General features: G+C 47.6%; 10 protein-coding genes. 6 read left to right on the forward strand and 4 right to left on the reverse strand.

Features of this window, described 5'->3' with window-relative positions; translation table 11 throughout:
- Positions 1–5: 5 nt before the first annotated feature.
- On the reverse strand, positions 6–1,031 hold the full coding sequence (locus tag H7T88_RS06735) for an LCP family protein (RefSeq protein ID WP_154890764.1): 1,026 nt from the start codon (positions 1,029–1,031) through the stop codon (positions 6–8).
- A gap of 365 nt (positions 1,032–1,396) precedes the next feature.
- On the opposite strand from H7T88_RS06735, the gene H7T88_RS06740 reads away from it, so the two are divergent.
- The 4 genes from H7T88_RS06740 (at position 1,397) to H7T88_RS06755 (ending at position 11,134) form a co-directional block, all read left to right on the forward strand.
- On the forward strand, positions 1,397–3,133 hold the full coding sequence (locus H7T88_RS06740; RefSeq protein WP_260510757.1) for a methyl-accepting chemotaxis protein: 1,737 nt from the start codon (positions 1,397–1,399) through the stop codon (positions 3,131–3,133).
- Positions 3,134–3,470: 337 nt separating this feature from the next.
- Positions 3,471–6,392, forward strand: a complete 2,922-nt coding sequence (locus tag H7T88_RS06745) for a glycoside hydrolase family 9 protein (RefSeq protein WP_260510758.1) — start codon at positions 3,471–3,473, stop codon at positions 6,390–6,392.
- Positions 6,393–6,488: 96 nt separating this feature from the next.
- A complete protein-coding gene (locus H7T88_RS06750; protein WP_221787747.1) occupies positions 6,489–9,764 on the forward strand; it encodes a glycoside hydrolase family 48 protein in 3,276 nt (1,091 codons plus the stop codon).
- A 542-nt stretch (positions 9,765–10,306) separates the two neighbouring features.
- Positions 10,307–11,134, forward strand: a complete 828-nt coding sequence (locus H7T88_RS06755) for a C40 family peptidase (RefSeq protein ID WP_154890766.1) — start codon at positions 10,307–10,309, stop codon at positions 11,132–11,134.
- 77 nt (positions 11,135–11,211) lie between these two features.
- Here the strand turns inward: H7T88_RS06755 and H7T88_RS06760 are convergent, their stop codons facing one another.
- Positions 11,212–12,132, reverse strand: a complete 921-nt coding sequence (locus H7T88_RS06760) for an ArsR/SmtB family transcription factor (protein ID WP_373323223.1) — start codon at positions 12,130–12,132, stop codon at positions 11,212–11,214.
- Positions 12,133–12,313: 181 nt separating this feature from the next.
- Between H7T88_RS06760 and arfA the strand changes: the two genes are divergently transcribed.
- On the forward strand, positions 12,314–13,819 hold the full coding sequence (gene arfA / locus H7T88_RS06765) for an arabinosylfuranosidase ArfA (protein ID WP_154890768.1): 1,506 nt from the start codon (positions 12,314–12,316) through the stop codon (positions 13,817–13,819).
- 544 nt (positions 13,820–14,363) lie between these two features.
- Here the strand turns inward: arfA and H7T88_RS06770 are convergent.
- Positions 14,364–15,116, reverse strand: coding sequence for an MBL fold metallo-hydrolase (locus tag H7T88_RS06770; protein ID WP_221787749.1), 753 nt, complete (start codon positions 15,114–15,116; stop codon positions 14,364–14,366).
- A 131-nt stretch (positions 15,117–15,247) separates the two neighbouring features.
- Between H7T88_RS06770 and H7T88_RS06775 the strand changes: the two genes are divergently transcribed.
- Entirely contained in the window at positions 15,248–15,682 is a 435-nt protein-coding gene (locus H7T88_RS06775; protein WP_221787751.1) for an Lrp/AsnC family transcriptional regulator, read from the forward strand.
- Between the two features lie 20 nt (positions 15,683–15,702).
- On the opposite strand, the gene H7T88_RS06780 is transcribed toward H7T88_RS06775, so the two are convergent.
- Positions 15,703–16,212 (reverse strand): hypothetical protein, encoded by a 510-nt coding sequence (locus H7T88_RS06780; RefSeq protein WP_221787752.1) that lies wholly within the window; start codon positions 16,210–16,212, stop codon positions 15,703–15,705.
- Positions 16,213–16,325 lie beyond the last annotated feature (113 nt).

Consider the following 16,325-nt stretch of genomic DNA (forward strand, 5'->3'; position numbering starts at 1 on the left):
TTTTACTAGTTATGATGTGATAGTTCCTCATTTGATTCTCCAGTTACTGAGCTATCAGAGGAAGACTGGTTATCTTCTTCAAATAACTTCTGAATGTAAGCTTGAAGCTTGGGCACATTCACACCTAATACCTGAGCAGATCCAGCCCGCTCATTTGTAAGCAACTTGTTCGGTGGAATCTGTTGCTGGTCGATCTCGTTCACACGAATATCAAAGCCAAGTGAAGCGAGCTTCAGCATTTGGGTTGGGCTTAGATCTGTTTTGATATAAGGAGCAATGGCTTCCAGCATCTCAGGGATTTTAAAGAGAGAAGTGGTGCTCTGCATCTTCTTGGCAAGTTCGGTCATAAAGATGCGCTGCCGCTCTGTACGTGTGAAATCGGAGGTTGCATCATGCCGGAAACGAACATACTGGAGGGCTGTCTTGCCATCCATATGTTGCAGCCCTTTTTTTAAATCAATATCATACATGTGTTTATCCGCTTTGCTTGTGTAGTACATATCTTTTTCCACATCAATATCGATACCATCCAGCGCATCAACGAGAGCCATGAAGCCTGTAAAGTCCGTGTAGACATAATGCTGAATCGGTATACCGAGCAGATCGCTGACCGTCTGTTTGGTTAATTCGGCTCCCCCGAAGGAATAGGCGGCGTTAAGGCGGCTTTTGCCATGGCCTGGGATGTTAACGTAGGTGTCGCGAAGTACGGAGAACAGGTGGGCCTTTTTGGAAACTGGATCAATCGAAGCAACCATCACCGAGTCTGAACGCCCTGCGTCATCCCCTCTCGAGTCACCACCAATTAATAAGATATTTACTCTCTCTTTGCCGTCCCACTTCGGAATGACCACTTTGGGTGTATCGGAGCTTTCCGCGTGGTTTGAATCAAGGTTTGAAGCAGGTGAATCGCTGGATGCAGCGGTCGAAATGCTATTAGCAAAATGAACGATTGAATATCCGTAGTAGACAATGACTCCTGTTACAACAAGTGCCAAGGTCAGGGCTGTACCCCATAACCATTTTTTAAACATAATCTCACCTTTCTTATGTAGAACTGATAGATCCCCAAACTAGTTTAACAAAAAGAAAGTAAAATGTCCTCCTTGATTCCGAAAATACATTTAATTTCGATATTTTTTTACGAATAGTTTGTGAGTTGGAGTTGGAACACTCATTAAGGAGTTTCACCGCTTTCTTGAAAAATTTTCGACTTTCCACAGGCGGTGGATATCTGCTCTGTTAGCTAATTGAAATTATGGTCTGTTAGATATACTTATTTCATTGTTAAGAGAAACTTTCTTGAAATTAAGATTTTATATATTCACTCGAAGAATATCTATGTCGATATATTATACAGATGTACTAGTTTATTGGGGGAAGTTGGAGGAGTGGGAACATGGAAAAAATGCGAGGGAACGCATCGGGGAAAGTGAAATTTTCAATTCGTGGCAAATTATTAACGGGCTTCTTGATTGTTTTGGCTTTGCTTATCTTTGTTAGCGTGTACACACTGACTCAGGTTTTTACAATGGCTGACCAATCAAGACAGATCGACCAGAAATCGATGCCAAGTGTAAGTTTGCTCGGGATTATGAACGGTGATGTGTCCGATGTGGAAAGGTTGGCACTAGCCATCATTGTAGAACAGAATCCGAGTGAGACGGAGAAACTGAACGAAGCGTTGAAAGTGTTGCTTGCCAAGCTTGAAGATGAGCGCAAACAATTGCTTACTTTCATTAAGGGTGATCCTCAAGCGGAGCAACTGTATGAACAGTTTTCCACCAATTATGATTCGTATTTGCAGAAAATGCCGGAGTTTGTCGATTATGGTCTGAAAAATGACTATACTACGGCCAGCATGCTACATACAGCAGCCTATCCAATGTGGTATACAGCCAACGATCTGATTACTCAATTAATCAATCTTGGCAATAGTGGAGCAAAAGAAATTGCTGCTGGATCGGTCAAGCTAGCTGAGAATGCTTTTAACATCATTTTAGTTGTAGCGATTGTTGCAACATTGTTATCCTTATTCATTGCACTTTTCATCGCAAGTATGATCTCTCGTCCGGTTAAAAAGATGAGTGAAGCTGCCGCAGCGATTGCTGAAGGTGACCTGACAGGTGAGGCAATTACATTGAAGAACCGGGATGAGCTGGGTGTCCTGGCAGAATCCTTCAATACAATGAGTCAAAATCTGCGTTCGATGATTCAATCCGTATCGGAAACATCGGAGCAAGTTGCGGCTTCATCCGAAGAACTTCTCGCAAGTGCAGAGCAAAACGCGAAAGCTTCGGAGCAAATTACTGAAACGGTGGAAGAATTGTCTGTAGGAACATCGAATCAGGTTGATATCGTGAAGCGTTCTTCGCAGGCAATGAATGAGATGGCTTTGGGTTCAGAACAGATTGCCGAACTGGCTCAAAGTGTATCCGTATCCGCTGTGGATGCGGCGAATCAATCATCGGAAGGAAACAAAATCATTCAGCAAGCGGTTGAACAGATGGGATCGGTTCGTAACTCCATCGCTTCCTTGAGAGAACTGGTTACAGGACTCGGCGAACGTTCTGCCGAGATTGGCACGATCACTGAAGTGATCAATAACATCGCCCGTCAAACCAATTTGCTCGCTTTGAATGCAGCGATTGAAGCCGCAAGAGCAGGGGAGCACGGTAGAGGCTTTGCTGTCGTTGCAGGAGAGGTGCGCAAGCTGGCGGAAGAATCCTCCGCTTCTGCACAGCAGATCACACAGATTGTACAACTGATTCAGCAAGATACGGATCATGCGGTACAAGCCGTGAAAGTAAACAGTAATGAAACAGAAACCGGCATTGAACTGGTTGCTGCAGCTGGTCAAGCCTTCGAACAGATTTCGGACGCTGCCAACAAGGTCGCTGGTGAGATTCAAGAAGTATCTGCCGGTTCTGAGGAGATGTCGGCTAGCACAAATGAGGTTGTAAGTTACGTAGGTCAAATCTCCAATATTGCTTCGGAGGCTGCGGGTTCTGTACACAACGTATCTGCTGCAACCGAGGAGCAATTAGCTTCCATGGAAGAGATTGCTTCCTCGGCTGGATTGTTATCCAAAATGGCGGAGGAATTGCAGGGACAAGTGAACAAGTTCAAAGTATAGATTGCAAAAGCAAATCGTCAAAAAGGCTGTTTCTCCCGGATATATCCGGAGAAGAAACAGCTTTTTTGTCATCTCACGCTAATCAAGTCACAACAATGTTATTTCAGAAGTCACCAATGTTGATATTTCAAGTCAAACAAACGACTATAATGGTAATTAATGGTGGAAATTACATCGAGTTACCACCATGGAGAGGAGCGAGGTCACTCAGAATATTGGGAAGCATTCATCTGGAACTTTCGAGAAAAGGAGATGAACATGATTTATGAAAGGGCGCTGGTGGAGACGCGTTGCTATGGTAACGTTATCGGCAGGACTTCTCGCAGGGAGCTTTTCTATGAATACAGGATTACGTCAGGCGGATGCGGCCGCCGGAGATCATAACTATGCCGAAGCACTACAGAAGGCTATTTATTTCTATGAAGCGCAACGCTCAGGCCCGTTGCCTGCCAATAATCGGGTTGAATGGCGGGGTGACTCGGGACTGCAGGATGGCGCCGATGTCGGTGTCGATCTGACCGGCGGCTGGTATGATGCTGGAGATCATGTGAAATTTGGATTTCCAATGGCTGCTTCGGCAACCATGCTAGCCTGGTCTGTCGTTGAGTATGCCGACGGCTATGAGCAAGCCGGACAACTGGAGGAAATCAAAGATAATATCCGGTGGGCAACCGACTATTTTATGAAAGCGCATACCAAGCCAAATGAATTATGGGGACAAGTCGGAGGTGGCAATATCGATCATGCTTGGTGGGGGCCTGCAGAGGTGATGCAGATGAACCGGCCTTCGTTCAAGATCGATGCTTCCTGTCCGGGAAGTGATCTGGCAGCAGAAACAGCTGCTGCACTGGCGGCAGCGTCCATCGTATTTGCAGATGATGATCCAACCTATTCGACGAAGATGCTTCAGCACGCGAAAGAACTGTACAACTTTGCAGATACATATCGGGGAAAATACACCGATTGTATTACCGATGCTGCTGCATTTTATAATTCGTGGACGGGATATGAGGATGAGCTTGCGTGGGGCGGAGCATGGCTTTATTTAGCTACCAATGATAACGCTTACTTGTCCAAGGCGATGGCAGCTGCAGATCGGTGGTCTACAAGCGGAGGTTCCGCGAACTGGCCCTATACCTGGACACAGGGCTGGGATAGTAAACATTACGGCGCCCAGATTCTGCTTGCCCGAATCACCTCCAGTTTGAATATGCCGGAGGCAACAAAGTTCATCCAATCAACCGAGCGCAATCTCGATTACTGGACGGTTGGCACGAATGGAGGGCGTGTGACTTACACCCCGGGCGGATTGGCGTGGCTGGATCAGTGGGGTTCACTCCGATATACAGCCAATGCAGCATTCATTGCATTCGTGTACTCCGATTGGGTTAGTGACCCTGTGAAAAAATCCAGATATCAAAACTTTGCGACTTCACAGATGAATTACATTTTAGGAGATAATCCTCGTCAGAGCAGTTATGTTGTGGGGTACGGAAAAAATCCGCCACAGCATCCGCATCATCGTACCGCTCATAGTTCATGGATGAACAACGAAGATATTCCGGCAAATCACCGTCATATTTTATACGGCGCCATGGTGGGAGGACCCAATGCGTCAGATCAATATACGGACGATATCTCGGACTATGTGAGCAATGAGGTGGCGACGGATTATAATGCGGGCTTCACGGGTGCACTCGCCAAGATGAATCTGCTCTATGGACAGAATCATCAACCTCTGGCGAATTTCCCTGCTCCTGAAGTCAAAGGTGACGAGTACTTTGTAGAGGCTGCCGTGCGGTCATCAGGCTCCAATTATACGGAAATCCGCGGATTGCTTAACAACCGCTCAGGTTGGCCTGCACGGATGGGAGATAAGCTTTCCTTCAAATATTTCCTCGATTTGAGTGAAGTGTATGCTGCGGGACGCACCGTATCCGATGTTCAAGTCACAGTATCCTCTACTGAAGGTGCAACCGTTTCTCAACCTGTCGTCGTGGATGTCGCCAAGCGGATCTACGCCGTTACAGCAGACTTCAGTAATACCAAAATTTATCCAGGCGGAGAGGGGAATTATCGCAAGGAAGTTCAGTTCCGGATTACCGGACCGCAAGGGGCATGGAATCCAGCGAATGATCCTTCCTACCAGAACCTGACGACAGGAACTCCGGTAAAAAGTGCACACATTCCTGTATATGATGCTGGAGTGAAGGTATATGGACAGGAGCCGGGTGTTACACCCGTGACCGTGCCAGTCGCTCCTATTGGAGTGCAAGCTTCGCCTGGCAACAATCAGGTGACGCTGAGCTGGACTGCCTCCGCTGGGGCTGTATCGTACACGGTGAAGCGTGCCGAGGTTAGTGGTGGCCCGTACACAACCGTTGCGACAGGTGTGAATGGATTGACTTACACCAACACAGGATTGACGAATGGCAAGGCGTATTATTACGTGGTGACCGCTGTAAACGCAGCCGGCGAATCGCCAGCTTCTGTTCAAGTGCTCGGGATACCGCAGGCAGCTTCAAGTGTGCCAGGGGCTCTTACTTTAAGTGGAACAGCTGGCAACAATCAAACTGTGTTGTCATGGACAGCAGCATCTGGAGCTGCCAGCTACAAGGTACAACGTGCGACTGCCAATGGTACGTATGCGGATGTAGCGACCGGGCTGACTGTGTTGACTTACACGGACACGACAGCGCTTAATGGAACTTCGTATAATTACCGGGTTGTTGCCGTAAACGCAAGTGGGCAATCGTTATCTAACGTGGTTGTACTGACACCTTCGGGACCGCCTGTGTCAACGGGTACGCTGGAAGTGCAGTATCGAAACGGAGGGTCCGGGAATTCCAGCAATGCGGTAACCCCTCAGTTTAGTGTGAAGAACACAGGCACACAGCCTATCGATCTGAGTACGGTAAAAATCCGGTACTACTTTACCAAAGATGGCACAGAGGATCTGACCTTCTGGTGTGATTATGCCGTGGTGGGTACAGCCAATGTGCAAGGAAAGTTTGTGAACGTGAATCCGGCAAAAGGAACGGCGGATACGTACCTGGAGATCAGTTTTACCTCTGGAGCGGGAAGTTTGGCAGCCGGAGCAGAAACGGGTGTGATTCAGGGACGTTTTTCAAAAAATAACTGGAGTAACTTCGATCAGAGCAATGACTACTCCTATGATGGTTCCAAGACTGCTTTTGCTGCATGGAACAAAGTGACCGCGTATCAAGGCAGTACCCAAGTATGGGGGCTAGAGCCGTAAATCAAAGAACTTTGACAGGCAAGAGGCCAAAGAACAGCATGGGCAGACCAGCAGCATCGATATTAAATTTCCACTATTCCAGGGAGGTATATATTCATGTTGAAAACAGCTGCAAAAAAGAGTTTAACTGCCATGCTGGCAGGAACCGTCATGCTGACGGGATACACGGGACTCTGGGCTGGTCCTGAAACGGCACATGCTGCCGATCAGGCGATTGAAATTCAGGCCGATGGAGTGAATGAAGCTCGCTTTTTGCAATTATACGGTCAATTAAAAGACCCGGCGAACGGATACTTTTCTCCAGAAGGGATTCCTTATCACTCCATTGAAACGTTGCTGAGTGAGGCACCGGATTATGGACATATGTCTACGTCGGAGGCGTACAGTTACTGGTTGTGGCTAGAAACGATGTATGGTCACTACACGGGCGATTGGAGCAAACTGGAAGCAGCCTGGGATAACATGGAGAAGTACATTATTCCGGTGAATGAAGGGGACGGCAAGGAAGAGCAACCAACGATGAGTTTCTATAATCCGAACAGTCCTGCAACATATGCAGCGGAAAAACCATTCCCTGACCAGTATCCTTCCAATCTGAATGGTCAGTATGCAGCAGGTAAGGACCCACTCGATGCCGAGCTCAAGGCAACCTATGGTAATAATCAGACATATCTGATGCACTGGCTGATCGACGTGGATGACTGGTATGGATACGGAAATCTGCTGAATCCTTCTCATACAACAACATATGTGAATACGTTCCAGCGTGGGGAGCAGGAGTCCGTGTGGGAGGCTGTTCCTCATCCATCCCAGGATGATAAATCATTTGGTAAAGCAGGCGAAGGGTTCATGAGTCTGTTTACGAAGGAAAATCAGGCACCATCGGCACAGTGGCGTTATACCAATGCAACGGATGCGGATGCGCGTGCAGTACAGGTACTGTACTGGGCGAAAGAGATGGGCTATAACAATACGGAGTATCTCGATAAAGCGAAGAAGATGGGTGACTATCTGCGGTATGGTATGTACGACAAGTATTTCCAGAAAGTTGGAAGTGCAAAGAACGGTACACCAACGCCAGGTACAGGTAAAGACTCCAACATGTATCTCATGGCGTGGTATACGTCATGGGGCGGTGGATTGGGTCAAGGCGGAGACTGGGCATGGCGTATTGGGGCAAGTCACACGCACCAGGCCTATCAAAACCCGGTTGCAGCATATGCCCTGTCTGATCCGGCAGGCGGCTTGATTCCAGAGTCACCTACAGCCAAAGCGGACTGGAATGCGACGTTAAAACGTCAGCTCGAATTCTACACATGGTTGCAATCCCATGAAGGTGCAGTTGGCGGCGGGGCAACCAACAGCATTGGTGGTTCCTATGCATCTTACCCGGCAGGTGTGAGCACGTTCTATGATATGGCTTATCAGGAAGCACCAGTATATCGTGACCCGGATTCCAACACGTGGTTCGGATTCCAGGCATGGCCGCTGGAGCGTGTGGCGGAGATGTATTACATCTTGGCAGAGAGCGGTGACTTGACCTCTGAGAACTTCAAAATGGCTAAACAGGTCATTACAAAATGGGTGGACTGGACAAAAGATTATGTGTTTGCTGGTGAGCGCCCTGTAACGGATGCTCAAGGCTACTATTTGAATGCTGCAGGACAGCGTATTCTCGGTGGAAAAAATGTTCAGGTAGCAACAACTCCGGCTCCAGGCGAGTTCTGGATTCCAGGTGGTCAGGAATGGCAAGGACAGCCGGATAAATGGAATGGATTCAGCACCTATACGAATAATCCAAACTTCCATGCCATTACTAAAGATCCAGTACAGGATACAGGGGTACTGGGAAGTTATATCAAAGCATTGACGTTCTTCGCAGCTGGAACTGAGGCAGAGAACGGTACACTCAGTGTGAAAGGTCAGGGAGCCAAAGACTTGGCTCAGACGTTGCTCGATACAGCTTGGGATTACAATGACGGTGTAGGTATCGTGACAGAGGAAGAGCGTAAAGATTACTTCCGTTACTTCGCGAAAGAGATCTATCTCCCGGCGAACTGGACGGGTACGTTCGGTCAAGGTAATACGATTCCAGGCACCGCAGGTGTACCTTCCGATCCGGCAAAAGGCGGGAATGGCGTGTACATCGGATACTCCGATCTGCGTCCTGCAATCAAGCAAGATCCGGCTTGGGCTTATCTGGAGAACAAGTACAAAACATCATACAACCCGACCACGAAGCAGTGGGAAAATGGTGCACCGACCTTTACGTATCACCGTTTCTGGTCACAGGTTGATATGGCTACCGCTTATGGAGAGTTCGACCGTCTCCTTGGTGACAGCGAAACACCAGGCGTGGAAGCACCTGCCGCTCCTGCAGGCGTAACAGCTGCAGGCGGTGACAAACAAGTGGTCTTGAACTGGAATGCTGCGGCGAGAGCAACTTCCTATACGGTAAAACGTGCCGAAGTGAACGGTGGCCCGTATACTTCTGTAGCAACTAGCGTTAGCGGTTCTACGTTTACAGACACCGGACTGACGAATGGAAAAGCATACTATTATGTCATTACCGCTGTAAATAGTGCTGGTGAGTCCGCGCCATCTGCGCAGGTTACGGCAACACCGCAGGCCGGAGTAGCTATACCAGGAGCCTTTACCCTGAGTGGAACAGCAGGGGATGCAAAAGCTGTGCTGAACTGGACGGCTTCAACCGGAGCGGCAACCTATAACGTGCAGCGTTCGACAGGTACAGGTGCGTATGCCAATCTTGCGACAGGGCTGACGGCACTGACGTATACCGATGCAACAGCAGTGAATGGTACGGCCTATAACTACAGAGTGGTTGCCATCAATGCCGATGGACAGACGAACTCGAATGTGATTGTGTTGACACCAATGGCTGCTCCGATTTCAACAGGAACACTTGAAGTGCAGTATCGCAATGGAGGCTCGGGTGCTTCAGGCAACTCTCTTACACCACAATTCAATGTGAAGAATACAGGTACAACGGCCGTCGATCTGAGCAAAGTGAAACTTCGTTATTACTTTACGAAAGATAGTGCCGCTGATCTGAGCTTCTGGTGTGACTACGCACAGGTTGGCAGTGCCAATGTGCAGGGCAAATTTGTAGCTGTGGAGCCGGCAAAAGGTACGGCAGATACGTATCTGGAGATCAGCTTCACTGCCGGAGCAGGTAGTCTGGCGGCTGGTGCTGAGACAGGAATCATTCAAACACGTTCCTCCAAAAACAACTGGACGAATTTTGATCAATCGAATGATTACTCCTTCGACGCTACACAAACCGCATTTGGTGCATGGACAAAAGTAACAGCATACCAGGATGGCGTGAAGGTATGGGGAATGGAGCCATAATTGAATCAGCAAGCAGAGCATGGAATGAAGGGAAAGGGTTAGTTTCAGGAATTGGGGCCGGGAACGGAAAGCCTGATCTTTTATTCCAATCTGCTGTTGATTATACTTCCGATGAAAGGCCGGGGAGAAATCTCCGGTTTTTTCACGTGCATAACGATTTAAATCCATTTATTTTCATTTGTGAAAGAAGGATTCCAGATTGAAACGAAATGAAACGTAGTAATGTTTTCCAGTTAGATGAGGGGAAATATTAAAATCTAGTGCATAGGTTGCATTTGCATGTAGCAAAGGTCTGCCTGACCAAAACGTGGAAATCTAAGGTGTATCAATTAGTTACAAAAAATTAACCGTTCATTCCGTGTAGGGTATGCTCTATTTTTCCAGTCGAAGAACGTTTTCCCTGATCCTTAGTGCTCACACTTGTCTAAACCCTTGCAGGACTTTGGGCTGATGAACGTTAGAGAATGCCCGTTTACAATAAGGCGAGCCGGGAAGATGGCTTCTTGGTTAAAATTTTGTAATATCCGGAGGGACACGACATCATGAACTGGAAGAATACCATTGTTACGGCAAGTGTAACAGCAGCAATGCTGATGGGAAGTCTTACAACGGCAGCGCTCACAGGACAGGTATCCGCAGCAGCGGCAGATCAATCGAAAGTAGAAGTCATCTGGGGTGTAAACCTTCGAACCTCACCAACGTCATCTGGTAAAGTCATTCGTATGGTTTCCAAAGGAGAAACATTAACTGTGCTTGAGCAATCCGGATCGGATTGGTATAAAATCAAAGATGCTTCTAATCGGACAGGTTATATCTCGTCTTCATCCAAATACACACAAGCGATAAGCGGTGGATCAACAACAGGCAATACGGGCACGACTAGCGGTTCAAGTGGCTCGGGTTCTAGTCAGGGCTCAACAAGTCAGGGAAGTGTTGCAGTAGAGAAGGTTATTGCGGCCGGAATGAAATACATGGGGACACCCTATAAATATGCATCGGATCGCGACAGTACGGCAACGTTTGACTGTTCCAGCTTTGTAAGGCGAGCTTTTATTGACGGACTTGGCATTACACTTCCAGCAGACTCACGCCAACAAGGAGATTATGTGAAGAAGAAAGGTACGGTCACAACGAATTGGAAGAACCTGAAACGTGGTGATCTCATGTACTTTATGTCTTACAAAGGCACTTCTGCATCAGCCTACAGTGGCGTGAACAAATCTCGGGCGACGATTACACATACGGGTATTTATTTGGGGAATGGTAAAATATTGCATACATACTCCAACGCTGGCGGCGGTGTGACAGTAAGTGATATTGCCGGCAAGCACTGGGAATCCCGCTTCCTGTTCGGAGGCAGTGCGTTGTAGGACAGTGACATAAAATTAAAACACCTTTCATTTGACCGTTATTTTGGCAAATGAAAGGTGTTTTTTTGTGCTTTATTTTACAAAGGTGCTATTCCATCGTGATAGAACAATCGGAACAAAATGTCTTGATTGTAGTTACCAAATCCTTCACCATACAGGGTCATTCCGCCGACGTGACGTGCATCTTCCTCCACAGAAAGGCGCAACGTCCACTGATTGCGCTCCACCGGGATGTCAGCGAGTGTGATGCTCGACAGATGCTGTCCATCGATAAACGTGCCTTCATGGGTTATACGTAGTACTTTAAGCATGCCATATTGATTGACGATATCACTCCACCAGTCAGGTGTAAATATGCCGCGACCATTGCCGGAGTCACCCGGGCTGGTCCATTCCCCTAAACGAATGCCGTTAAGTGTGAACGTAATATCTGAAGGCCAGTTTGGATTAACGGAAGGGGCTTCTGATCCGATCTCCAGTGACAGCTCAATGGCGTCAATCTGCTGCCCGGTTAACACGTAGTTTGGAATTTTATACTCGACAAATCCGCGTCCCATCCACAAGATATGAGCATGCATCCGGTCCGGGTCCAAAAAATAACGAGGATCATCATATTGTCCAATGACATGGTCAGATGTCGCTAAACCGCAGGTAGGATATACGTCAAAATGCGTGTAGTGCCCAACAGGGATGGAAACCTCGTGAAACTTGCGGGATGTTCCGGTTTCTTGAGGCATGGAGATGCCAATCCAGTCGACAGCCAGGCTGTTCATTTTATGTGTACCGCCATCCTTGCGTACCATTTTGGACTGAATAATGCCGACATCTTGAAGTTTGCGGACATGCATGGTAACAATTGCACTACTCAGTCCGAGGGATGCCGCTATATCTTTCACATTCATTGGTGTCTCAGCCACAAGGCGGATAATCTGTAGCCGAACTTCACTGGCAAGTGCTTCATATAAAGGGAGCCATTCGGCATCGGTATTTGCTCTGATCACAGATGTTCCTCCAATTTCGTTTATAGAATTAAGTTAAACATAAATTCAACGAAAAGAATAACATTTTTCAAATTTCGGGTTGAATTATGTGCTGTTATCGATTTTAATATAAATATGAACGTTGATCCATAGAATATCAATTAATTTTTATATTAATCTTAGGGAGATGAGATCATTCATGGAAAAAGCGAAAATGACGGTAGATAAAGATTTTACGATTGGTGAAGTGGATAAGCGTTTGTATGGCTCATTCATTGAGCATCTGGGACGTGCTGTATATGGCGGAATTTATGAGCCGGGGCATGCTTCAGCCAATGAGCAGGGGTTCCGTACAGATGTACTGGAAATGGTGAAGGAGCTTCATGTGCCGATTGTACGTTATCCAGGTGGTAATTTTGTATCCGGTTACAATTGGGAGGATAGCGTAGGTCCGGTATCTGAGCGGAAGCGCAGGCTGGATCTGGCATGGAGAACGATTGAAACCAATGAATTTGGTTTTAACGAATTTGTGGATTGGGCTAAACAGGCTAACTCCGAAGTGATGATGGCGGTTAACCTTGGAACACGCGGTGCGGATGCTGCCCGTAATATCGTGGAGTACAGCAACCACCCGGAAGGTTCGTATTACAGCGATCTTCGGATTAAACATGGATACAAGCAACCTCACGGGATCAAAACATGGTGTCTGGGCAACGAAATGGACGGACCTTGGCAGATTGGGCATAAGACTGCTGAAGAATATGGACGTACTGCCGTTGAGGCAGCCAAAGTCATGAAGTGGACGGACCCAACGATTGAACTCGTCGCGTGTGGGAGCTCGAACCTGGGCATGCCTTCTTTCCCGGACTGGGAAGCAACAGTACTGGATCATACGTATGATCATGTGGAGTATCTGTCTCTGCACCAGTATTATGGTAATCCGGAGGATGATACGCCAACCTTCCTTGCACGCTCGTTGGAGATGGATCGTTTCATCGATACGGTGAAAGCGACATGTGATTATATTAAAGCGAAGAAACGCAGTAAAAAGACGATGTATCTGTCCTTTGATGAGTGGAACGTCTGGTATCACTCCCATGAGAATGATTCCAAAATGGACGCATGGCAGATTGCTCCGCCGCAGCTGGAGGATATTTATAATCACGAGGATGCACTCTTGGTGGGTTGTATGCTGATCAGTATGCTTAAACATGCGGATCGGGTTAAAATGGCGTGTCTGGCTCAACTCGTTAACGTAATTGCTCCGATTATGACCGAAACGGGCGGAGCATCATGGAGACAGACCATCTTCTATCCATTCATGCATGCATCTGTATATGGCCGTGGCACAGCACTTGTGCCTCTGATTCAATCACCGAAATACGATACGAAAGAAATTACAGATGTTCCTTATCTGGAAGGTATTGCGGTGCATAACGAAGAGCAGGGAGAAGTAACTGTGTTTGCGGTCAATCGTCACTTGCAAGAATCTCTGCCGCTTGAAGTGGATCTGCGCAGTTTTGGCAAATGCACTCTGATCGAGCACATCGTTCTGGAAGCGGACGATCTCAAAGCGGTTAACACAGCTGCACAGCCTAACAATGTTGTTCCGCACAATCGTGGAGGAGCAGTAGTATCCGATACGCTCATCACCGCGAGTCTGGCGAAAGCATCCTGGAACGTGATTCGTTTGAAGGTGCAATAAGAGGCTTGCGGTGGCTTTGAGAGGCCATAGAAACTACTGTAGCGCTTCGAGATCGTAAGATATTGGTGAGATAAGGTTGGAGTAACACGAGCGTTTAAGTAGGCTCAACCTGAAATAGGGTGAGTTTAAAGTTGGTAAGTAAGGCCGATGTTTAATAAAAAACGGTATGCGACTACTCGCATACCGTTTTTTTGTGCCCCAGTAGAGCGCCCCAGTAAAGTGTTTTTTCGCTGTCCAATTGCGCTAACGATCACAAGAAACCTTATTTAGGCATTTAACGCCACATTTTAATTCTAACGGTCATGAGAGACGTTATTTCGGTGAAAATGGGTAGAATTCCAGGGAAAAGTGGGTATTTCGCTTAAATAGGCTCCGCTGTGATCGTTAGAATTTCAAAGTGGCAAAATCAGCCCAAATAGCGTCTGCTGTGATCGTTAGAAAAACTCACGAGCAATCTACATCATACGAATGATGATTGCAGGGGACATGGTCTAAATTAACCATCCTACATACGCAACTATGCCCCTTCGCTTACCCCCGTAATTCAAAACTCGAAGCTTTCCCCGTCCATTGGAATGAGCACTTGGCCTTCCAACTGCTCTTTTGCCAGGTAAGCGGCTAGGTCAGCGCGTGTTGTCATGCAGTGATTGATCGCATCCATGTGAACGGCGATGAGGTGAGCGGAAGGTGCGGCGCGTTTCACGGCAGCAACGTCGGGTCCGTCCATCGTGATAGGATCACCCTGCAAGAAGCGTGCACCCCCGGCGTTGAGTACAATGACGTCTGGTTTATATTGTTTGATTGCTGTCGCAGGCTCATCACACCAGATCGTATCTCCGGCAATGTAAGTGACCGGTTCTCCATCCGCTTCAAGCACAAAACCGGATACCTTACCCATACGTTGGCCAATCTCTCCTGTACCATGCTGACCAGATGTGCGCGAGAATCGCACCGAATGATGCTCATGCTCCACATCGACAGGCGTTACGTCCGTAAATCCCGCTTTTATGAAAATAGGCTCGTCCCCCGGCTGGCACAACAATGGGATATCCTTCTGCAGTTGATTTGCGGCTGCTTCATCCCAATGGTCGGGATGGGTATGCGTTACAATCAGCAGATCAGGCTTGAGATAATCTGTTTCGGTTTCGGGGAGATTGACTCCAGGATTACGCAGCTCATTCGGTGTGTTTGGAAAAGCGGGCATACTCTCGGCATCCATTAGCATGGGGTCAACCAGAATTTTCAGACCGCCGTATTCCAGCCACAGGGTGGCATGCCGTATCAATTGGATTTTCATTTGATTTGCACTCCTTCGGGTTCTCTCTTAGTATTATCCTATATGTTATACAACCCGATTCACGTCGTACATAACCTGCTGAATGCATATCGGCCAGACTATTTTCAAGGTGAAAGGAATGCTGAGTACCTATGAACGAAATGATAGACGCCACGGATGTACGCATTTTGCAGATTCTGATCCGGGATGCCAAGCGTTCGAACAAGGAGATCGGAGAGGAAGTGCATCTGACAGGACAAGCGGTTGGGGCGAGAGTTCGCAAGTTGCAGGACCTGGGGGTTATAGAAGGGTATACGGTAAAATGGAACCCGGACCGCCTCGGCCTTGGCTTGAAGGCATTTGTCACGGTATTTCTGAACTCTGGCGATAAACATGCCGCCTTTCGTGCGTTTGTGGCAGGGCGCGAAGACGTTGTTGAAGTCCACCGTGTCAGTGGAGAAGGTTGTTACCTGATGCGGGTGCAGACAGGGACAACAGAGCAACTCGGTGAACTGCTGGAAGCACTGCTACCGCTAGGTAATTATAGGGTGAGTTTATCCATTGGAGTGGAGAAATCATCATCCTGAAGGTCCTGACCTGGACAAGTTCAATCCAGGTCAGGACCTTGATGTTCCCTTAACGTCTTTTGGAGAGTAGACAAGGAGGACTGTAGCTCTTTTTTTCCAAACAAATGGTCCGTATGAATATGAACTCGAGTGCCGTCCTTTAGATACAAGGCGTACATGGGGGAGGCGGATAATTGCCATTTGTTTCGGGTAGGGGTAGCAAGCTCGATCTTGCGAATCTGGTTCCATGGAATATGGCGCTGACCCGCATGGAGAGATTGTTCATTCCATGAGACGAGGATCGCCACGCGCTGAATGGAACGGGTCCAAAACATAAAGAAAAACGGTCCCACCATCCACATGCCGAGTATCGCAGCCATAGGGTAATAGATTTTTTCCACGCTCTCAGTCTGCCCGGCAACGATAACCCATAAGAGCAGTACACATAAGACGAGAAATAGGAAACAAAGGCTCCCTTTCCAGATCGCTGTGATGCGACGATAGCGAATTTCCCCCTGATGGTGTTCCTCAGAAGTTTTAGGCAACATCATCGTCACCTCCTTTCATTGCAGATTCATATGTAAAAAATGCCGCCTGCACGAGCAGAGCGGCCTGTTTGACCTGTGCATCCTATATCAAGTTTACGAGTTCTTGCGGCATTTAG

This window comes from Paenibacillus cucumis (ex Kampfer et al. 2016) (assembly GCF_019748695.1).
GTDB lineage: Bacteria > Bacillota > Bacilli > Paenibacillales > Paenibacillaceae > Paenibacillus > Paenibacillus polysaccharolyticus.